This is a genomic window from Microcoleus sp. S13_B4, assembly GCF_036700885.1.
Taxonomy (GTDB): Bacteria; Cyanobacteriota; Cyanobacteriia; order Cyanobacteriales; family Microcoleaceae; genus Microcoleus.
Window position 1 is genome coordinate 200583 of record NZ_JAUBPU010000003.1, and the last position, 19693, is coordinate 220275.

General features: G+C 45.8%; 19 protein-coding genes and 1 tRNA gene. 10 read left to right on the forward strand and 10 right to left on the reverse strand.

All coding sequences use genetic code 11. The features are described from left to right. Positions 1-140 precede the first annotated feature (140 nt). The 3 genes from QT994_RS03635 to QT994_RS03645 form a co-directional block, all read right to left on the reverse strand. A tRNA-Asp gene (locus QT994_RS03635) sits at positions 141-214 on the reverse strand. A 56-nt stretch (positions 215-270) separates the two neighbouring features. After that, positions 271-1398: an esterase-like activity of phytase family protein gene (locus QT994_RS03640; protein ID WP_333171852.1), complete on the reverse strand. Its 1128-nt coding sequence runs from the start codon at positions 1396-1398 to the stop codon at positions 271-273. Between the two features lie 88 nt (positions 1399-1486). Further along, positions 1487-3358, reverse strand: a complete 1872-nt coding sequence (locus QT994_RS03645) for a TM0106 family RecB-like putative nuclease (protein ID WP_333171854.1) — start codon at positions 3356-3358, stop codon at positions 1487-1489. A gap of 95 nt (positions 3359-3453) precedes the next feature. On the opposite strand from QT994_RS03645, the gene QT994_RS03650 reads away from it, so the two are divergent. From QT994_RS03650 to QT994_RS03660, 3 genes are all read left to right on the forward strand, one after another. Then, positions 3454-4734, forward strand: coding sequence for an aminotransferase class V-fold PLP-dependent enzyme (locus QT994_RS03650; protein ID WP_333171856.1), 1281 nt, complete (start codon positions 3454-3456; stop codon positions 4732-4734). Positions 4735-5055: 321 nt separating this feature from the next. Further along, positions 5056-5517 (forward strand): hypothetical protein, encoded by a 462-nt coding sequence (locus QT994_RS03655; protein ID WP_333171858.1) that lies wholly within the window; start codon positions 5056-5058, stop codon positions 5515-5517. Positions 5518-5522: 5 nt separating this feature from the next. Beyond that, entirely contained in the window at positions 5523-6182 is a 660-nt protein-coding gene (locus QT994_RS03660) for a hypothetical protein (protein ID WP_333171861.1), read from the forward strand. Between the two features lie 41 nt (positions 6183-6223). Here the strand turns inward: QT994_RS03660 and QT994_RS03665 are convergent, their stop codons facing one another. The 4 genes from QT994_RS03665 to QT994_RS03680 form a co-directional block, all read right to left on the reverse strand. Beyond that, positions 6224-6400, reverse strand: coding sequence for a hypothetical protein (locus QT994_RS03665; protein ID WP_333171863.1), 177 nt, complete (start codon positions 6398-6400; stop codon positions 6224-6226). A gap of 114 nt (positions 6401-6514) precedes the next feature. Further along, entirely contained in the window at positions 6515-6859 is a 345-nt protein-coding gene (gene mazF, locus QT994_RS03670; RefSeq protein WP_333171865.1) for an endoribonuclease MazF, read from the reverse strand. Continuing rightward, entirely contained in the window at positions 6856-7098 is a 243-nt protein-coding gene (locus tag QT994_RS03675) for an AbrB/MazE/SpoVT family DNA-binding domain-containing protein (RefSeq protein WP_333171867.1), read from the reverse strand. The genes mazF and QT994_RS03675 overlap by 4 nt, the downstream gene beginning before the upstream one ends. A 292-nt stretch (positions 7099-7390) precedes the next feature. Continuing rightward, positions 7391-8620 carry a ferrochelatase gene (locus tag QT994_RS03680; RefSeq protein ID WP_333171869.1) on the reverse strand — a complete coding sequence of 410 codons (1230 nt, stop codon included), beginning with the start codon at positions 8618-8620 and terminating at the stop codon, positions 7391-7393. Between the two features lie 579 nt (positions 8621-9199). On the opposite strand from QT994_RS03680, the gene QT994_RS03685 reads away from it, so the two are divergent. The 4 genes from QT994_RS03685 to QT994_RS03700 all read left to right on the forward strand — a co-directional run bounded on the left by QT994_RS03685 (position 9200) and on the right by QT994_RS03700 (position 12856). Beyond that, positions 9200-9784: a hypothetical protein gene (locus QT994_RS03685; RefSeq protein ID WP_333171870.1), complete on the forward strand. Its 585-nt coding sequence runs from the start codon at positions 9200-9202 to the stop codon at positions 9782-9784. Next, on the forward strand, positions 9777-10502 hold the full coding sequence (locus QT994_RS03690) for a DUF3120 domain-containing protein (protein WP_333171872.1): 726 nt from the start codon (positions 9777-9779) through the stop codon (positions 10500-10502). The genes QT994_RS03685 and QT994_RS03690 overlap by 8 nt, the downstream gene beginning before the upstream one ends. Positions 10503-10696: 194 nt before the next feature. Next, positions 10697-11545, forward strand: a complete 849-nt coding sequence (locus tag QT994_RS03695) for an alpha/beta hydrolase (RefSeq protein ID WP_333171874.1) — start codon at positions 10697-10699, stop codon at positions 11543-11545. A gap of 108 nt (positions 11546-11653) precedes the next feature. After that, complete coding sequence (locus QT994_RS03700) at positions 11654-12856, forward strand: pentapeptide repeat-containing protein (RefSeq protein WP_333171876.1); 1203 nt, start codon at positions 11654-11656, stop codon at positions 12854-12856. Between the two features lie 334 nt (positions 12857-13190). Here the strand turns inward: QT994_RS03700 and QT994_RS03705 are convergent, their stop codons facing one another. The 3 genes from QT994_RS03705 to ggt all read right to left on the reverse strand — a co-directional run bounded on the left by QT994_RS03705 (position 13191) and on the right by ggt (position 16411). Beyond that, positions 13191-13334 (reverse strand): hypothetical protein, encoded by a 144-nt coding sequence (locus QT994_RS03705; protein ID WP_333171878.1) that lies wholly within the window; start codon positions 13332-13334, stop codon positions 13191-13193. Next, positions 13318-14199, reverse strand: coding sequence for a choice-of-anchor L family PEP-CTERM protein (locus QT994_RS03710; RefSeq protein ID WP_333171880.1), 882 nt, complete (start codon positions 14197-14199; stop codon positions 13318-13320). Before QT994_RS03710 ends, QT994_RS03705 begins: the two co-directional genes overlap by 17 nt. 478 nt (positions 14200-14677) lie before the next feature. Beyond that, complete coding sequence (gene ggt / locus QT994_RS03715) at positions 14678-16411, reverse strand: gamma-glutamyltransferase (protein WP_333171882.1); 1734 nt, start codon at positions 16409-16411, stop codon at positions 14678-14680. An 852-nt stretch (positions 16412-17263) separates the two neighbouring features. Here ggt and QT994_RS03720 point away from each other — a divergent pair. The 3 genes from QT994_RS03720 (at position 17264) to QT994_RS03730 (ending at position 19692) form a co-directional block, all read left to right on the forward strand. After that, positions 17264-18448, forward strand: coding sequence for a glycosyltransferase family 2 protein (locus tag QT994_RS03720; protein WP_333171884.1), 1185 nt, complete (start codon positions 17264-17266; stop codon positions 18446-18448). A 117-nt stretch (positions 18449-18565) separates the two neighbouring features. Further along, complete coding sequence (locus QT994_RS03725; RefSeq protein ID WP_333171886.1) at positions 18566-18772, forward strand: hypothetical protein; 207 nt, start codon at positions 18566-18568, stop codon at positions 18770-18772. 152 nt (positions 18773-18924) lie between these two features. Beyond that, the gene (locus tag QT994_RS03730; RefSeq protein ID WP_333171888.1) at positions 18925-19692 is read left to right on the forward strand and encodes a DUF1350 family protein; all 768 of its coding nucleotides are present in this window, start codon (positions 18925-18927) and stop codon (positions 19690-19692) included. Position 19693 lies beyond the last annotated feature (1 nt).

Consider the following 19693-nt stretch of genomic DNA (forward strand, 5'->3'; position numbering starts at 1 on the left):
CCTGCTATCTAAATAGCATAAGATTCGTAGTCAGGAGTTTAGTCCTTTTTTATCCGCAGGAGGACTGAAGTCCTGACTACAAACGAACTCAATTTAGAAAGAGATTTATGAAAGGTTTAAACTTTCTATTTACGAGAGAACGGGACAGACGGGGCTCGAACCCGCAACTTCCGCCGTGACAGGGCGGTGCTCTAACCAATTGAACTACTGTCCCTCGTTTTGCCGTTTTTTCAGGCACAATTTCTATTATGCCTATAACTTCACCTTTTGTCAAGAGGTTTTTTGAACTTTTATTTGGAAGCCCAAAATTTGAGTCTCTTGCAGGGGACTGAAGTTGTTGTCGCTTACCAAAATCAGACCTCTGCTAGCATCCGCCAGGGCGGGGCCAAATGTCAACCCCTCAATGTTGTCTAGGGGAATTTTCAGCGTTTCCAAATCCAGCAGCAGGCGTTTTTGAGCGGGAGAAACCTCGCTGATACGGCTTTGGAGGCTTTCGAGTGCTTCAATACGATCGCCCTTTTCCAGAGAAATCTCAAAAATTCTGATAGTTATGCCGGTTTCCAGGGAGACAGCACGCTCTAAACTCAGCAAGCGGTTATCGTCGATCGCCACCAAATCCACTAAACCGTTGCTAGTTAATTTTCCCACAGGATTCGCGCCAGGCGGTAGCGGTTCGGTGATGTAGAGAAACGACGCTTCTGGATTGCCGCTCACCGCATCGTAGCGCAAAATCCGGCACGGACTCCCGGTTTCCACGGAAGGTACGGCGCCATCTTGAACCAAGGCGTTTTCGGTAGCGGTGAATAGGTATTTGCGATCGGGCGTTAAAGTTAAACTTTCAAAAGCGAGATTGTTGCGGATGCCTTTAGTGCCCTTGTCGTCGGGCAAAAATAGTTCAGGAATTGCCAGGGTTTTCAGGAGTTTACCATCAAGGGAGAACTCTTTGATAAAAGGATTTATTTGGCGATCGACATCTCCCTCAGAAGAAACAAACACGCTATTGCCCGTAAAAGCTATCCCTTCAGGATCTAAACTTAATTCAGGAAAACCTTTGCCGTTTTCATCTAATAAAGTAGTGACACCCGTAAAAGTAATTTGCTCTTTTTGCAGTTTACCAGATTGCAAGTTAATTTTGAGAGTATAGAAGCGCGCCGGAGCCTTGCTGCTGCGGTCATCAGAAATGGCATAATAAACTTGTTTTTCGGCATCATAAGTAATGCTCGATAGTCCGCCTATTTCCGTCCCCTGAAACGGAGAACCTGTAGGAAATATTGCTCTGCCAATAAAATCTATTTTCGTAACAGCGAAAGATTTGGCTGACTGGTTTACCCAAATAGCAACACTTGCTGCCATCAAAAAACAGACAATAAATATAGTTGCTTTTACTAGCTTTCGCATTTTACCAATAAATACATTATTACCTATCTTCCTCTTCCCTTTCTTCCTTCGCGCCCTTCGCGTCTTCGCGGTTCATTACCTCTGAAAATCACGGCTCATGATTTAGCAAAAAATTGGTCAACCAATCTTTAACCACATAAGTAGCACGACAGTCGTCCTCATTGTAGCGGACGATCGCCTCCAAGAGCGATCGATCGCCAGTTTTGAGCCAATCGTCGTACCAGCAGACGCACTGAGCACCATTAGCCTTAGCATCTCGCCAGTCAAAACCCAGCCAGCGGGCAATTGGTTTGAGTGCGTAACTTTCCACGGGCATAATCGCCTTTTGCGTCACTTGTTTATGAATATCTACAAACCGTTTCAGGACGGGTTTCCACAAATAAGCTGGAGTATTGTAAAGTTTAGCCAGTCGCTTAAAAGTCTTGACTTCATAGTCGCAAAAATGGAAAATCGGAGCAATAGGATAAGCCCACATTAATTCTAAAAATTGCTCCCAAATTGCACCTTCCTCTGCTGCTGATTCTGCTAAAAAGCCGTGAAATTTTTCCGTATTGTTGTACCTGTCAACAACTAAGACTCCGTGGAGGTAATCCAAGTTTAACTCGGGTTCTGCTTCAATGTCAAAGTAGAGTTCGATTGGGGCGATCGGCAAAAACACAGATTGAGAATACGGAATTGGTTTCTTGCGGAGAATTGGCGCAGCTATAGAAGATGTGGCAGGTTTATTTTCTCTAATTTTTACTTCCTCAACTGCGATGTCATTCAAGATATTGTCTACAATATCTGGTACTATTTCAGATGAGTTAAGTTCTTCTGAATTCTCACTTCTACGTTCTTCTCGATCGTTAATCCCTGTATCCGTGTCAAAATCCGTGTCGTGCCTTCCTTCTTCCTTCTTCCCTCTTCCTTCTTCGTTCTTCCTGACATCCGTTACATCCGTTACATAATCCGTTGCCGAACTTCCTTCTGCCTTCTTCCTTCTTCCTTCTTCCCGCAACAGCGGTTGATTTAGCAAGTGCGATTGAGCTTGCTGCACCACATCAAAAGCAACTCTGTCCGGGAATTCTGGATACTCAGCCAGCAGTTCGGAACTAGCATTAGCTAGAGATTCTACATCAGTAATTCCGAGAGTTTTTAGTCTAGCATAGCGGCTGGCAGTAACTCCCGGCAATAAGGAAAGATGTTTAATAGATTCGGCTTCGGCGTGACAGATAGTATACCAACCGCAAAGATTGCACTTTTGCCGGGAAATGAACACCTCGGGTTTATCCCGATTTTCTATCATCTGAATGCAGTTGTCTAAAATCTCGAACATCTGAGGAGTTCGCTGGCCGAGATTCACCTGCCACAGCCCTTTTTTTCGCAGCATCAGCCACGCAGTCTCTGGCATTGTTTCCTGCACGGAAGCTAAAACTTGGGCGTGAAAAGCTGCGATAATTTGATACTCTTGTTTTGGTCGCTTGCTAAGCCAAATATCCGCAGTAATATAACTCCAATTGCCAAATTTTGATTGTCCCGGCTGTTTGATTAATAAATGGGGGCGGCTGATCAGGGTAATGTTTGAAGAGTGCAGATTGGAGGATGAAAGATGAACGGGAGTTTCGGGGATTTCGCCAAATTCTGGGAAATATTGACTGTCAATTCCTACCAGATAAGTTGTTGCGGCGTTGGTTTTGCCGAATTCGCCCTGGATCAGAACTCCTCGGTAAATGCGATCGACCCCTTGCTGCATTAAACTCAATGTAGCGGCCGCGCCGGCTTCCCAATCCCCTCTAGGATAATATGGTTGTTGGTAAGTCTCGTCTTCCAAAGCTTGCTGCTGGTATGCGGCGCTGTCGCGCATCAGTTTCAGCAGAAAGTCGCTGGGGGGGTCTAGTTGTTTCCAGTCTCCGCAGGTATCTAAAAATGCTCGGAGATGGCATCGCTGATAGGAAAGTAGTAGTTTGTCAGTTATTAACATTTAGTATTCGCAAGGCATAGAGTATCAGGCAAAAGGTATAAAATTCACAGCATTAGTTATTCAATATTAACGCTATCAATAATTCCCCAAAAAAAATGACAAAGGACAATCATCGGCAACAATTCCCAGCTTTGGCCAATAAAGCTTATTTTAACTACGGCGGACAAGGACCGCTGCCTGAGCCTGCTTTAGACGCGATTTATCAGGCTTACAAACGGGTGCAGCTTGGGGGGCCGTTTTCGGCGGAGGTGGGGGCTTGGGTGGTTCAGGAGGCGATGCTGACGCGACGTGCGATCGCATCTGAATTGACCGTACCTCCTGAAACCATCGCCCTAACTGAAGATGTCACCGTCGGCTGCAATATTGCGCTGTGGGGCATTGACTGGAAAGCAGGCGACCATTTGCTGATTTCTGACTGCGAACACCCCGGCATTGTAGCTAGTGTAATGGAACTTCAGCGCCGTTTCAACATTGAGGTTTCGGTTTGTCCGTTGGCGGCTACTTTGAATGAAGGTGATCCGGTGGCGGTGATTGCTGATAGTTTGGGGCCAAATACTCGCTTGTTGGTTATCAGTCACATTTTGTGGAATACTGGCCAAGTTTTGCCTCTTGCTGAGATTGTGAAAGTGTGTCATGAACCCCCCCTAACCCCCCCCTGCCAAGGGGGGGGACAAGAGGAGTTTTCCCTGGTTCAAGGGGATGGGCAAGCGAATTTGTCCCTGATTCAAGGGGGGGTACAAGATGAATTGCCTGCAAAGAAGCCCAAAGTTAGGGTGCTAGTTGATGCGGCTCAATCTGTGGGGGTTTTGCCTTTGAATTTGATTGAATCGGGGGTTGACTTTTATGCTTTTACTGGTCACAAATGGTGGTGTGGCCCGGAAGGTTTGGGGGGACTTTATGTGAGTGCGGAAGCTTTGGCAGATTTGCATCCGGTGTTTATCGGTTGGCGGGGAATTGTGACGGATGCTAATGCTAAAGTCCTTGGCTGGAAGCCTGGATCGCAGCGCTATGAAATTGCGACTTCGGCTTATCCTTTGTATGCGGGTTTGCGGAGTGCGATCGCCCTGCAACATGAATGGGGTACGATCGAGGAAAGGTATGCAGAAATCTGCCGTTTGAGTAAGTATCTCTGGCAGCGTTTGTCGGAACTTCCCGATGTGGAATGTTTGCGAAAATCTGCGCCGGAAGCGGGTTTGGTTTCGTTTCGATTAACTAATGGGATGCCGCACAAAAAGCTTGTCGATTTGTTGGAAAAACAGGGAATTATGGTAAGGACTATTCTTAATCCTGATTGTGTGCGGGCTTGTGTTCACTATTTTACAACTGAGGCGGAGATTGATAAGTTGGTTGGGGCGATCGCAACTCAATTAGTATAGCCGGGGCGGGTTTATTTATAGTCCTGGACGCCCGGGTAGTCAGAAACCTACCTGGTTTTTGCCCAGAAGACGCGTTACAGCCGCAGAAACAGCCAAAAACCCGGTTTCGAGGAGTTGGAGTGCGTAAATCCTGTCCTATTATTTTAAGCTAGGATTTACTACCCGTTGTTTTTTCGTTGGGTTTACCTGAGGATATGGTAAGCAGGTTAAACTATGCCGACTATAAATAAAAAAATTAGGTTGCGAATATTTTAAGCTAGGATTTACTACCAGTTGTTTTTTCGTTGGGTTTACCTTAGGATATGGTAAGGAGGTTAAACTATGCAGATTACAAATAAAAAAGAATTTAGGTTGCGAAGCGGTGAAAACTGGACATCGTCTGAGAAGTTCCGTTTGCCGGGCGCCGAAGCACTCAGTTCGATCGGCAATGGTGTGATTGCTACCCTCCAAACAAAAACAGGACAGTACCGCATTATTGAGGAACGTGACTTTCAAGAAATGTATGGACTAGCTCGTGATGTCGATCGGCTAAGGGGAGGATTGCGTGTCGTCATCTTGGCTGTGCGTGCGGCAAAAAAACACCCCGATCCAGAGAATCTTAATCTACTTGCTGAAGCGGTTGCTATGCTGGGAGACTTGCCTGAGCTTCCTACCCGCAATAGCTTCGATCGATTAGTTCCAGAGAATTTCGACTTGGATGAGGATGATGAAGTGATGCTTGACCCTGATGAAATTGAGCGTCCTCTGCAATCTGAGAATGCGATCGACAATACGATAGATTGATTGTGATGGCTGTAGCAAATAATGAGCCTAACAATCTGGAAACTCTTGAAAATCAGCTACGCGCACTTTCTCACGACGATACAGTTCTCACAATTATTCAGGACTTTGCCGTAAGACTTGGTAAGACAAAAGACCGTCAGAAAGTTTTCGGAGCAGAGGGAGCGCTGGTGCGTCAGCCAATTGAATATCAGGATATGTTAGTAAAAGGTCTGATTCGCGACGATGAAGATGCCTTCGCCCTTTTGCAGGGAGATATTGTTAGTAGTGATGCTGGCTACTTCTTGGGAGAGCGCATTACTAACATGAAATTTGCTATCGCAAGCTCAACCTGTGACCTTGTTCAGGGCCGCCGCGATTATGCCTCACTGCTGCGATTGCAACCAATTTTTTCTGACGATCCTGATGCAAAGCAACTCCTCAGTGAAATGCTAAAGTTCAAATCCACTAAGCGAATGTATCTTCCACCATTACCAGGGGACTCTAGCAATGTAGTGGGCAATGCTGTAGTATTTGATGGGGTTATACAGATACGCCTTGATGATTTGTTATTAGCGACACGGCACGCCAGCCTAAGTCTTGTCGGGTGGAGGATATTTGGTTCTCTTGTTCGGACAATTATGGTGCGAGCAGGTGCTAGTGAAACAGAAATGAGATCGAAAGCCTAACGGCAAAGTGGAACCATCGCCGATCAATGCTACTGCTCATTCTAGACATTAGCAGCTTCGAGAATTTGCTCAGCGGCAATAGAGGCATCTATTTCCTGAGAGTGGGCCGCATAAAAAGCGAAAACATCGTTCACTTTAGCTTCACTTAAATCATACTCAGTGGCAATTTGGTTTGGCGAAAAACCCCATTTCTGGGCTGCAACTACTACTGTTTGCACCCGCAAGCGAGTGCAAACAAAACGGGTACGAGTTCGCCACTAGCGCCCCGCACATAAGTAATTTCAGGAAAAGTGCGCTCGTCTGATTTATGCAGCCCCGTGAACTTCATGCTTTTACAATAACAACGGCTCTATTTTAGCTTGTACCTCTTCAATTACATCTTGAGATACTGACTCAACCAATCGAATACCGCGAGCTTTCCAGTCTAAACACTTAATTTGATCTGCAAGAATTACTCCCTGAACTTTTAATCTAGTGGGTAGGATAACTTCAAAAGGATACCCTTTTTGTTGTTTTGTAATCGGCATAAATAGAGCTAAGGAGCTTTTCTCGTTGTAGGAGCGAGGCGACAGCACAAAAGCAGGTCTAAGTCCTTTTTGCTCGTGTCCCTTAGTTGGGTCAAAGTCTAAATAAACGATATCGCCTCGACTCGGAATGTAGGGATTTGATTGTGTCACCAAACTTCGTTCCCCACAGCAACTCCAGTATCAATCTCAGTATGAACATTCTCTGGCGTCATTGCCTCGATCAACTCCTCAAGCGAATACCGCCGACGAGTTATCGGCTCGATCGTCAGCTTGCCATCTATCAAGACAAGCTTCACTTCGGAACCCTCAGCCAAATTAATCTCTTTAGCTAAATTCTGTGGAATCCGAATAGCAAGACTGTTTCCCCATTTTGCGATCGTCGCAACCATAGCCTGAACCTCTAGTTAGTGATATCGCTCTGAGGAATTTACCCTTTCTAAGAGAAAGTATATACAGAGTATCTACAGTGTAGCGACTAAGCGGATGTTTGACAAGCACAGAAAATTTGACAAAAAAGTCGATCGCCCCTTCTCTAACAACAGCAAAGGACGATCGCCCTTTTCGCCCAAATTTCGACCTACGCACCCCAACAAAAGAAACCGGGTTTTTCACTCAATCTGCCATTTCCATGCAGTATCTTCGCAAAAAACCCGGTTTCTGAGCTCTCAGGCCCAAGTCCTATTAGTGACTATGCCCGTGCCCGCCATGAGAATGCCCGTGATCACCATGAGAATGCCCGTGATCACCGTGAGAATGACCGTGCCCGCCATGAGAATGACCGTGCCCTTCGTGAGAATGACTGTGCTCGCGCTGCGCCGCAGCCAAACTCGGATTAACAGCAACCGCAGTCTCACTCAACAACGCTTCAATCTGCGGATTTGCCCACTCAGCGGCCATTTTCAGAAACTCTGGATGGTCATTCACGCAAGGCAATTTGCGGTAAGTAACTCCTTGACGCTGTTTCTGCAAAGACTCAATAATGTGGTCTACATCTAACAATGTTTCGTGATTTTCTGTGGCAAATCCGATCGGCATAAAGAGGATCGCAGTTGCACCCAAATCAATCAAATTCTTCGCAGCCAACGTCGCATCCGGTTGTGTCCATTCAATCAGCGGCGTGTCGTGGTTCAGCCAACCCACCGAAATCAAAGGATAGCGATACATCAAACGTTCCCGCACGCGATCGTACAAAGCTTGACTTTCCACAATACCCGAAGTAAAGCCCTTAGCCTTGTGCGGACAACCGTGATTCATCAGCACAATCCCAATCTGAGAAGGCAAATGCGCTACAGCTAAGTCGTTTTTAATTTCCTCTTCAACCAAATCCGCCATTAGCTGGATGTAAGCAGGTTCATCGTAAAAAGAAGGAATGTAGCGCTGTCCTTTTACCCAATGTTCCTTACCATCAAAGGTTTGTGCTAAAGCTTTATTCACCTGTTCGACTGCAATGCCGCTGGTGAAAACAGAATCAACTACCAACAGCGGATAAATCAGAATTTTGTCAAATCCTTCTGCTTGAATTTGAGGGATTACTTGTTCCGGCAAAAATGGCGCGCAAAAGTTAAAAGCTTTGAACACTTTTACTTTATCGCCCCATTTCTCCTGTAAATTCTTTTCAATCCCGGCGCGCTGCTGTTCAAAAATTGCATTGTGCGGCGAAACGAATTGACCGTGTTGGTGACTCCACTCGTGCAAGTCAAAGATTGCTAAAATCTTCGCCAGCGGCGGATAAATCCAAAGCGGTACTGGCGCAAACTTTGCCGTAAGCAAATTTAAAGCTTGTTCGTTGTAGTTGGCAAAATCGTCGTAGCTTTCGACTTCGCCGTAACCCATCAGCAATACAGCAACGCGATCGTTACTTGCGGGTGCTGCAGATGTTTTGAAATCGATTTTTTCTGGAGAAGCAACCACTTTGTATTCCTCAATTTTATTTATTCTAAGAGATCCAGACAGGATGAAGGGGGAATCAGAGATTTTTCATTGTGTGCGATCGCACGACTGACGTGCGCGGGGCTGATTCCCGGTTTCTGCGCCCATACTTCCCGGTCAAACCTCTTATTTATCCTAAAAACCGGATTGATGAGCATCAGTCCTAAGTCGGTTTTTTTACCCTGACCCGAAATTCGTAGGGCAGCTAAGCTGGCAGGCCTCTAATTTTCACAATCCTGTTTCTTTAAGCTTTTGTGGGGTCGGCTTCGACGCCGCCGGAAAAGTTAAATCTAAATACAGAACAGCTTAAAACTAGAATCAGCCTTTGCTAAGCTTGACAGGAGATGGGGCGGGGGGGGATAAGTTTCATGTTTTCTTAAGACTCCCTCACCTTGCCTCAGATTAATGCGGTTTGGAGCGTTCCCAGCATTTAACTTGGGGGGATACTCTTCAAACTTGACTCTATTATAAGTTTAACACCCTATCCCCAGGGGTAGTATATGATATAGTAGGCATATGATAAAGTTATGTTGCGAAGTATATTAACTTTCTTGACGAACTATGAGACTGGTAATTTGCCCCGGAGTCCACGAACCAAAGCTAACCGACTGTTTCCTGGCGGGACTTTCGGGGCTTTGGGGACTGGCAGCCGATCGCCCAAACCAGCAAATAGTCGAGCCTGTCAAGATTTTTCCCGCTCATAAATATCCGCCTTTTTCAGCTCTTGACATATTCCACTTTTTGTGCAGCGAAGAGTTAGGAGGAGAAAGTCTAGTATTTGTCAGCTTTTCGGCAGGAGTAGCCGGGGCGATCGGGGCGGCTTGGATGTGGCAGCAACTCGGCGGCAAAGTCGGGGCTTTTTTTGCCTTAGACGGTTGGGGAGTACCTCTGGTGGGCAATTTTCCCATCCACAGAATCAGCCACGATCGCTTCACGCACTGGAGTTCAGCAATTCTCGGCAGCGGTGGAGAAAGCTTTTATGCAGAGCCCGCGATCGAACATTTGGATTTATGGCGAGCTCCCCAAACGGCAAAAGGCTGGCAAGTCAGCCAAACTGCCGCCGGGATTGAGACTGTCGCACCCACAACAGCAGCAAAATTTTTAGTCCACCTATTGAAACAATACGGAGTCCAATCAGTTGTTTAATCTAAATTTAGTATCCTCCGCGATCGCACCTATTGCCACCATCGCCCGCCTCGACAATTCTGTCACTTCAGCCACAACAAACAGCATCAAACCGTGGTTAATATTTAGCGCCTCAGCATTTTTAGTATCAATTCCAGTCTTCGTGCAAGCACCGTTAGTGCGTTTATATCCAACCATCAGTTTGCTATCAACTATCCCCTGGTTCGTTCTGAGTTTAATTCTAATTTTCCGCCCCAAAACCCAACTTTGGGGAGATTTATTATTAGGATTTGCCGGATGCTGGCTGGCAGGTTCTATCTATTGGGGTTGGTTTAGATGGGAACCAATTTTACATCTACCTATAGAAGCAATTGGCTTGCCTTTTGCTATTTGGTGCTTGGGCAAATCTTGGGGAAAAGTTGGTGGCTATTTTTATTTAGGTTCTCTATTGGGTACTGCCATTACTGATTTATATTTTTACTTAACAGGCTTGATGCCCTACTGGCGCCAAGTGATGCACGCGGAACCGGAATTAGCAATGCCGATTTTTCAAAGTGCTATCGGTCAAATCGAAACTCCTTGGGGCATAGGCTGTGCTATAGTTTTAATCGCTGTGTTGCTAACAGTCGGTTTGCTGAGTTTGCGCGATCGAGAACTGCACTGGCGCGCTTTCAGCGGCGCGGTGTTAAGCACGCTTTTGGTAGATGGTTTATTTTGGCTGGCTGCATCTGCGGCTTAAGATTTATGATTGGTTCCTATGTTGGTAATTTTTGACCGCAGATGTGGGCGCATTGACGCAGATTAACGCAGATTTTTTGATAGATGTAGTCTTGAGATTCCTGACTTCTTTAAGAAGCCGGGAATTTTGGTATTTAGTGAACAATTATGAGTTAAAATCTAAAATCTAAAATCTCAGAATCCAAAATCAATATTATGTCTTTCATTTCAATTCGCGGTGTAGAACATTATTACGAGTGGATAACGGCAGATAACACAGCCCAACCTAGCGGGAAACCAGTGATGGTATTTCTGCACGGCTGGGCGGGATCAGCGCGCTACTGGGAAAGCACGGCACGGGCTATTGCTGATGATTTTGATTGTTTGCTCTACGATATGAGAGGTTTTGGTCGATCGCCCTTGCCGAAAGAGCCTCCTGAGTCCAGCTACGAACTCGAAACCTACGCCCACGACTTAGCGGAATTATTAGAATCTCTGAATTTAAGCCGCGTCTTTCTCAATGCTCACTCTACAGGTGCATCAATTGCTACTTTATTTCTCAACCTTTACCCCGAAAAAGTAGAAAAAGCAATTCTCACTTGCAGCGGGATTTTTGAATACGACGAAAAATCTTTTACAACTTTTCACAAATTCGGTGGCTATGTGGTAAAATTTAGACCCTCTTGGCTGGCATCGATTCCCTTTGCCGATCGGCTATTTATGGCTCGGTTTTTGCGCCGTTCCCTGCCCACAGAGGTAAGTCTGGCGTTTCTCAAGGATTTTTTAATGGCAGACGAGCAAGCTGCTATAGGTACAATGGTGACGGCAGTCAGCAAAAGAGCAGCCGAGGAAATGCCCCAAGAATTTGCGCGGCTGAGTGTTCCCACACTGCTTATTGCCGGAGAATTCGACCAAATTATCCCCGCCGTCATGGGAGAGCAAGCGGCCTCCCTCAGCAAAAAAGTAGAATTTGTTATAATTCCTAATACGGCTCACTTTCCGATGCTGGAGGATGCCGCAACATACTTGCAGCGAATTCGAGAATTTTTGCCAGCAGCGGCTTAGCTGAGTTATTGTTCATCTAATGTACGATCGGACACGCAAGCTTTGAGAACGGCTTTTGCTCCGATCTTAATTTTTAATTCCTAATTTCTTAAAGCGAAAGGTGGTACAATGAACGACCTCGACCAATACTATAAAGTGCTGGGACTGTTGCCCGGAGCTTCCAGAGAAGAAATTAGCCAAGCCTACAAGGATTTAGCGTTCATTTGGCACCCCGATCGCATCCCCAAAGATAATCCCAGACTACTACAGAAAGCTGAAGAAAAGATTAAGGAAATTAATCAAGCTCGCGAAAAATTGCGATCGATTCAACCAAGAGGTCAGAATCAGAACGTTCAGCAAAAACATACTCAGCACAAAAACACCCAGCAACAAAACCCTCAGTACAGAAACACTCAGCACCAAAACACCCAGCAACAAAACCCTCAGTACAGAAACACTCAGCACCAAAACACCCAGCAACAAAATACTCAGTATAGAAACACTCAGCAACAAACTACCCAGCAACAAAATACCCAGTACAGAAATACTCAGCAACAAAATACCCAGCAACAAAATACCCAGCAACAAAATACCCAGCAACAAAATACCCAACAACAAAATACCCAGCAACAAAATACTCAGTACAGAAACACCCAGCAACAAAATACCCAGCAACAAAATACCCAGCCACCCAATACTCAGTACCAAAACACTCAGCAACCCAATACTCAGTACCAAAACACTCAGCAACCCAATACTCAGTACAGAAATAGTCAGTATCCAAACACTCAGCCACCACCGGCCACCCCAAAAGAATCCCGCTACTCTTCTGAACCCTCTTCAGGAAAATATGCTGGAAATTATGCGGGAAACTATGGGGGAAACCCTGCAGGGCCGTATTCAGAGGCGTCCCGCTACCAATCGCAGCCGCCGCCATCTCAGTCTTACCGCCAAGCTGGGCCCCAAGCTCCCGATTTGAGCGGTTCCAACTTCAAAGGAGCTTCCTTAAAAGAAAAGGATTTTTCAGGAAGAAACTTGAGCAATGCAAACCTGAGTGAAGCCGACTTAAGTGATGCTTTTCTACACAACGTCAATCTCACAGGCGCGAATTTGCACCAAGCAAACTTGTTCAGGGCCAATTTGTTAGGAGCTTGTTTGATCAATGCCAACTTGAGAGAAAGCAACTTAATCGGAGCCGATTTGAGCGGTGCTGACTTGAGCGGTGCTGACTTAACAGGAGCGAAAATCGGTTACGGCGATCGAGTTATGGTCAAACTTACCCGGACTACATTAACAGGTACAATCTTACCCGACGGTACTGTTCATAGCTAAAAGATTTAGTTTTTAGTCAGTTGTTGTAGAGGCGGGTTTTACCCAAAATATTTGCTGCAACTCCAAATACAAAAAAATTTGCCCTTCGCGAATTTTGGATAAAAACTTATATTCTGTCCGCTAGAACAACCGCAATAAAATTGGTTCGTAGTGAGGGCATTCGTCGTCAGAATTGTATGAGGACTTGCATTCCTCGCTGCGTACCCATAATGGTTAAATTATTTGACATGATATTACGCGATCGCGATCGCACAAACCGAGTTTTTTTTACCCTGTTCAAGAACTGCAACGAGCTCTTTTCGTTCACCAAACCCCCTTTCTGTCTCCAACACGGCTAATCGAGATTCATATTACAGCAACCGCCAAAATGGTTCCTGTTCTGTTTTTTCCTTCTTCCTTCTTCCTTCTTCCTTCTTCCTTCTTCCTTCTTCCTTCTTCCTTCTTCCTTCTTCCTTCCCTTATTAATTACTTCCGCCACGGCGATTGCGTAACTTTCGTCCAGCAGCCAGCATAGCGCCTCCCGCCATCAAACCCCCCACACTCATCGGTTCGGGAACCGGCTCAGCTTGAACCGTCTCCACAGAACCGCCTTTAATAAATACAGCAGAATCTAACTTGCCATCGCCCGCATCTTTAATGCGGATACTGAGAACATTCGTCTGATTTTGCTTGAGCAAACCCTCAAAACCTAAAACTTTAGTAAAACCGTCGAGCTTAACTATGTTAGCAGCAATACCTGTCAAACTTGGGTTGTCAATATAGTCTGGGTGATATGTAGAGCGATTATATGGATCGGGAACAAGATTATTAATCGTAACTGTTTTTCCGTCGCTCAGTTTTGCCATATTAGTGCCGTTCAGCAGCAGTTCAAAATCGTCATTAAATTCAGAATTGCCGAACTCAGGAAACTCCTCCGAAGCAAATACATATTGAAAGACTAACTTTTTAACCGTGCTATTAGCAAAAAAGCTGAGGTTTAGCTGAGTCAAATCCCCCTCTTCACCTTCAGGTCCAAAGTCCGTGCTTAAATCGCTGATCTTTGTGGTCGTGAAGTTATCTTTCCGATTCTTACCCCGTATATCGGTGACTTTACCAGTGCTCAGAACAACACCTGATGTCAAACCGAAGGGGTCATTAGTGAAAGTACCAAAAGCAGCCGGATTACCTGTAATTGAAACAGAGAAATTACTCAACCCTGCTGTATTAGCCCCCAATAAATTATTTTTTAAAGTCTCAGTGTTATTAGTTGCCCCTACGGAAAATGCCATTGCTGGCGCTGCCAACAAACTCAGAGCAGTAGTTAATGTAGCTGTTAAGGCAGCAATTTTGTGAGTAATTATCATAAAATTTTCCTGGAAGATACAAACCTGATTTTATGCCCAACTTCATTTTTACATTAGATAAGTATCAATGTCTAGTGCCTTTACAATAACTTTACACATAAGTGAATTTACGCTTTTGGTGATTATTTGTTTTGGTAATTGTTGGCAGTTAGTCAGCCAATAAACATCAGCGCAAAAATACGGATGCAAAAATAAACGTACACAGACTAATAATTTCAGGACTTACGCACTGGAGACAAAAGAAACCAGGTTTTAAATACCGTTTGCCAGATCCAAAATGACTAATGACTAATGACTAATGACTAAGGATCTCGCCCAAAAAACGTATACCAGCCTCAGATTCCTGTCGTAGAGATATCAAAATTTTTGACGCTAGTTCAACATCCCAGATTCATCTGTGGAGTAAATCTAAAATCGTTGAGTCGGCGAAGTCTCACCCCCGTCTAACATCTAAAATTTCTAATCGACTGACTGATGACTAAAACCCCCTTGCTTCTCCTTCCCCGCGCCGATCGGCAGCCCCTTCCAACCAACCATCCGCAGTCAGGACGATCGCATTAGCGTTTCCCCAGCCGTCAGCTTCGACAATCTGGTGTCCCCGCCGCCGCAACTCCGAAAGCGTCGCAGCCTCAAAACCTCCCCGTTCCACCCTCAGGCGATCCGGTTGCCATTGGTGGTGAATTCTAGGTGCAGATACAGCATCGCCGACATTCATGTCGTAAACCAACACATTCAGCACTATTTGCAACACCGTGGTAATAATCGTGCTGCCTCCGGGAGCCCCAGCAGCGAGGCGAAATTTGCCATTTTCTGTCACAATGACCGGCGTCATGCTCGATAAAGGAGTTTTGCCCGGGGCGATCGAATTTGCCTCCCCGCCCACCAAACCAGACGACAAATTCGGCACTCCCGGCGCCGCTGCAAAATCATCCATCTCGTTGTTGAGCAAAATTCCCGTACCCGCGGCCACGACTCCAGCCCCAAAACCCCCATTCACCGTAAACGTTAAGCTTACTACGTTGCGCTCTTTGTCAACTACCGTCAGGTGGGTAGTTTCGGGAGACTCCCACACCAGACGGTTCAAAGTTTCAGCGTCAACAGCCTTTACCTCGCTCGAAGGTCTGGCTTTGGACATTTGGATTTGCGATCGTCTCAATTTGCCATAATTGGTGCTAGTCAGAGCTTTGACCGGTACACTCACAAAACCCGGGTCGCCCAAATACTCAGCCCTGTCAGCATAAGCAATCCTCATGCTCTCCGCCAGTAAATGTAGCGTATCTGGACTTTGCCTCCCCAACCTTTTGAGATCCGTATCTCCCAGAATATTTAAGATTTGCAACAAATGAACGCCGCCGGAAGAAGGAGGCGACATCGCGCAAATTTCGTAAGTGCGAAAGTTGCCACAAACCGGATTTCGCCAAATCGGCGTATAGTTTTTCAAATCTTCCAGAGTGATAAGGCCGCCGTTTTTAGCCATATCGGCGGCGATCGCCCGCGCAATGTCCCCAGTATAAAAACTCTGCGGATTTTGTGCAATCTGCCGCAAAGTCCGCGCCAAATCCCGCTGCACCAAAAGCTCACCCGGCTGGTATAAAATGCCACCACGAGTAAAAACCTCCCGCGCCGCCCGGTTTTTTTTGAACACATCCTGTCGTCGCCCGGTAGCCGTGGTAAACCGCGAACTTACTGGAAAGCCATTTTCCGCCAGGGCGATCGCCGGCGCCACCACCGCAGCCCAAGGCAACTTACCATACTCGCGGTGAACCGTATAAAGTCCAGCAACAGTACCCGGAATACCCGCCGCCAAATGCCCGTCCCGACTTGCCCTTGGGCGCACCTTACCTTGCTTGTCGAGGTACATATCCCGCGCCGCCCGTTTCGGAGCTCGTTCCCGGAAATCCAGCGCTTGCACAGTCCCCGTTTCTGCCCGCCGCAGGAGCAAAAAACCCCCGCCGCCGATACCCGCCGAAAAAGGCTCCACCACCGAAATCGCCAAAGCCGTAGCAGCCGCCGCATCCACTGCATTGCCTCCCTGTTGCAGCAGGGCCAGCCCCGCAGCGCTCGCCAGAGGGTGAGCCGAAACTGCCATGCCCTGTTTGCTGCGCTGTTGCTGCTGCAAGTTTGGCTGTAGCTGCTGCTGGCAGCCGCCCAACACAAAGACTGTTAGGCAACAAGTATAAATTTGCACTTTGCTCAAGAACTTTGGCAACATTTTTTACGGGTGAGGCGAGGATTTTTTATAGTATACTTTTAGAAGGATCTTCCCTAAAACCTAGCGGTACTGAGTTCAACCGCAAATAAATTACCTGTTATGGCAGATGGGGAAACGATTTGACCCTGGGAACCTCTCGCGGTACAAGAGGAAGAGAAAAAAGAGTGACACCTTATGGCAATTTAATAATTAAACAAGTTGAAGAAAGCATCTTTTTTGAAAAGCTACTAATTTCAAAAAAGCTGATAATCCCAGACCAACTACCTTGCTGATTGAGGGTGGGAAATCCTAAAGAGGCAAATTAGATAAACCAATATTCTCAATTTTCAAAATATTTTTTTTCCTAGCCTGATTAAGCCTCGTCAGTAAATGAAACCTCAAAAATAATTAACTCAAACTTTTAGGTCATTGCTATGGTAATGCCACACATAGCAGAGTTAGCGTATCAGTTTTTTGGCAGTTGTTCGACTGGTGAGTTAATCAATAAAACAGGATTTACAGACTCTTGATATCAAGTTGGGTTAAAGGATGATAATTAGGTTTGTAGTCAGGACTAAGATTCCTCACTCGCCCGCTCCGGTTCCACGAGAAACAATTTTATTATCAGCGATTAACCCGAATCGCTCTGAGTCAGGAACCAGGTTTTTTAGTAGATATCTAATTCTCAAACCAATAATTTTGGGTGAGGTGGGGTTTTTCTGGGTAAGTTCTATTAAAGCAAAAATATGCGATCGACTTTAGGAAAATTCCCATCCCCCTACCCAACCCTAAATGCCTCGCAGCCGAGGCCTGTGTCAGAAAAATTGCCGCCCAAATAGTCTGCACTCCGTCTTTTAACGGCTTTCCCCCCTTATGGTAGATAACACTGAGGTTGGTAAGCCTGTTATATTGGCAGTATCTAGGCAAGTTTCCTGGCTACAGGTACTTGCACGTAAAGGAGTTAGAGTGTCTGCTGAGAGACTATACTTCGGCGAACAACTACCAAACCACACCTTAATGCAAGTTATGAACAGCCAAAAAGTCAGTGTAATCATTCCTGCATTCAATGCTGCCGACACTCTGGCCGAGACAGTTGCCTCCGTACTTAAGGGCACCCACCAGAATCTAGAAGTTTTAATTGTTGATGACTGCTCTACTGATGCTACTGACAAAGTTGCTGCTAAGCTGGTCGAGCAAGATTCGAGAATTCAATACTTCAGGAATCCCCAAAATTACGGGGTTTCTAAGTCGAGAAATTTAATGATATATCTGGCAACGGGCGAGTATGTAGCGTTTATCGACAGCGACGATACCTGGGAACCCAATAAGTTAGAAGTTTGTTTGAAGATGCTCGCAGACAATCCCGAAGTCAAAGCTGTGGCTCACGCTTTGCGATATTTAGACAAGCGTGGCAACAAGTTGAGTTATATTCCCACCTATCCTACCACTAAAGCAGAAATGCAGGCGATTAAGGAGACAGGCGAATGTCCTTGGGTTTTCCCGTCTTCTGTTGTAGTCGATCGCTCCATTCTTCTCAAAGAAGGTGGCTTTGCAGAAGATTGGCAGGTAGGAGAAGATACAGAGTTATTTACCAAACTTGCTCAAAAGTACGGCTTGCTAGCGGCGACGGCACCTTTGGGAAATTATCGAATTAGAGGCACATCTCTCACAGATAAGCACTGGCTGAAAAAGCGCATAGCTTCTGATTGTGTCAAGGAAAACCAACTCCGGCGCTTGCGGGGAGAAAAAGAGTTATCGCTCAACGAGTACGAACAGCTATTCTTTAAGAATTTGCCGCTTTTGCAAAGGCTTAACAAATTTCGAGAAGTTTTGGCACAGCACTACATGAGAAAGCTGGGACAAAGTTGGTTAAATCGGGAGGTTTTGCCTACTATTTTTTACGGCCTCGCTACCACAGTTCTCAATCCGCAAGCTACTGTGAACAAGTGGAAATGGATGAAGACTCACGAAAAGTTGAGTAAGGAAAGGACAGAAGGTATCAGTCATTCGCCACAATTAAACCCCCAGCGATCGTCTGAAATCGGGCGGCTTTCCTAAAGGATGTTATAGCTGTATGGGGGTTTAGTTAAGAAATTAGGTGCTGCCAATAAAGCCAAATCGAAGCCGAGCGCCCAGAGACTGGTTAATACGCGAGATTGGGGTTTTGAGCCGTATTTGACTGTTAATATTCTGTCGGGTCAATTACCCGCAATACCAGCTACAGTGCCTTGCCGTCGTGCGAGCGGACACGATATACAAATCTTTGAAAGCCGCCAGCCGATGTCAGCCTTAATTTATTCGATCGCCAACTTCCACCCTATACAGGGCGCCAATAGCAGCGCTCGCCCGCAGTGCTATTTGCTGTCAAAACAGTTACACTAAACAATGTATGAGTAAAAAGCAAAGTTTTTTGAATTAAAAAATGGGTAGCAAACCCATTCTTGAGGCAGAAAATAAAAGCAAAAATTTATAAAAAATTATGCCTTCTACCTTCAGAGGACGATCGCCTTTTTACTTAGAATTAGATTTAATTTATGGACTGGCAAGAAATTTCTGGCAACTGGGTATTAATTCCTTCAAGACCGATCGCGATCGTACATTTTCTCGGAGGTGCATTTGTGGCGACAGCACCGCAACTCACCTATCGCTGGCTATTAGAGGCTTTAGGGAATCAAGGATATGTTGTAGTCGCAACGCCGTTTGTCAATACTTTGGATCATATTGCGATCGCCCGCGATGTCCTCAACAAATTTGAAAATGCCCTCGATCGCCTACGCGCCACTAAATTGCTCAAATCTTCCTATCTCCCCATTTACGGTATGGGACACAGCATGGGATGCAAGCTGCACTTGCTGATCGGTTCTGTATTTGACGTAGAACGAGCAGGCAATATTCTGATTTCTTTCAACAATTATGCGGCATCCGAAGCAATCCCGATCGTCGAGCAAATTTCCCCCGTCTTTAAAGTCGAGTTTACCCCTTCCCCGCAAGAGACTAATCGCCTCGTCCAAGATAGCTATCAAATCCGGCGCAATCTTTTAGTCAAATTTAACGGCGACAACATCGACCAAACCCTACTTTTGACTGGTCTGCTAAAACAGAGATTCCCCGACATGATTACAGTTCAGACTCTCGCCGGCAACCATCAAACGCCCTTGGGTCAAGATGTTAGCTGGCCGATGGGTCAAATTTTTACGCCATTCGATGCGATCGGGCAATGGGTCAAACAAGAAGTGTATCGAGAATTAAATGAGTTAAAACGGACAATTCTGCGGTGGCTTAATCCTGTATCCCGCGTTTAAA

Coding starts and splice junctions, on each gene's coding strand:
- QT994_RS03640 (WP_333171852.1), bottom strand. CDS start 1,398: ATGCGAAAGCTAGTAAAAGCAACTATATTTATTGTCTGTTTTTTGATG.
- QT994_RS03645 (WP_333171854.1), bottom strand. CDS start 3,358: ATGTTAATAACTGACAAACTACTACTTTCCTATCAGCGATGCCATCTC.
- QT994_RS03650 (WP_333171856.1), top strand. CDS start 3,454: ATGACAAAGGACAATCATCGGCAACAATTCCCAGCTTTGGCCAATAAA.
- QT994_RS03655 (WP_333171858.1), top strand. CDS start 5,056: ATGCAGATTACAAATAAAAAAGAATTTAGGTTGCGAAGCGGTGAAAAC.
- QT994_RS03660 (WP_333171861.1), top strand. CDS start 5,523: ATGGCTGTAGCAAATAATGAGCCTAACAATCTGGAAACTCTTGAAAAT.
- QT994_RS03675 (WP_333171867.1), bottom strand. CDS start 7,098: ATGGTTGCGACGATCGCAAAATGGGGAAACAGTCTTGCTATTCGGATT.
- QT994_RS03685 (WP_333171870.1), top strand. CDS start 9,200: ATGAGACTGGTAATTTGCCCCGGAGTCCACGAACCAAAGCTAACCGAC.
- QT994_RS03695 (WP_333171874.1), top strand. CDS start 10,697: ATGTCTTTCATTTCAATTCGCGGTGTAGAACATTATTACGAGTGGATA.
- QT994_RS03700 (WP_333171876.1), top strand. CDS start 11,654: ATGAACGACCTCGACCAATACTATAAAGTGCTGGGACTGTTGCCCGGA.
- QT994_RS03710 (WP_333171880.1), bottom strand. CDS start 14,199: ATGATAATTACTCACAAAATTGCTGCCTTAACAGCTACATTAACTACT.
- ggt (WP_333171882.1), bottom strand. CDS start 16,411: ATGTTGCCAAAGTTCTTGAGCAAAGTGCAAATTTATACTTGTTGCCTA.
- QT994_RS03720 (WP_333171884.1), top strand. CDS start 17,264: ATGGTAGATAACACTGAGGTTGGTAAGCCTGTTATATTGGCAGTATCT.
- QT994_RS03730 (WP_333171888.1), top strand. CDS start 18,925: ATGGACTGGCAAGAAATTTCTGGCAACTGGGTATTAATTCCTTCAAGA.